This is a genomic window from Odoribacter sp. N15.MGS-14, from assembly GCF_000980245.1.
Taxonomy (GTDB): domain Bacteria; phylum Bacteroidota; class Bacteroidia; order Bacteroidales; family Marinifilaceae; genus Odoribacter; species Odoribacter splanchnicus.
This window is the reverse complement of the sequence record NZ_LARE01000223.1, coordinates 1-227: the sequence shown is the minus strand read 5'-3', so window position 1 is coordinate 227 and position 227 is coordinate 1. Positions and strand designations below refer to the sequence as shown.

Below are 227 nucleotides of genomic sequence, written 5' to 3'. Positions count from 1 at the left end.
CACCCCCTTTATCGTTACTTATACCTACATTTGCTTTTCCACACGCTCCAGAAAGGCTCACGCCCCGCCTTCAACGCTGAGTGGAATGCTCCCCTACCGATGTTTACACATCCCAAAGCTTCGGTAGAATACTTGATGCCCGATTATTATCCACGCCAAACTCCTCGACTAGTGAGCTGTTACGCACTCTTTAAATGAATGGCTGCTTCCAAGCCAACATCCTAGCT

Annotated in this window: 1 rRNA gene; it reads right to left on the bottom strand. The window is 48.5% G+C overall.

The annotated features are described in order from the left end of the window. Positions 1-227: ribosomal RNA gene (locus WS34_RS15270) — 23S ribosomal RNA — on the bottom strand; the annotation flags it as partial.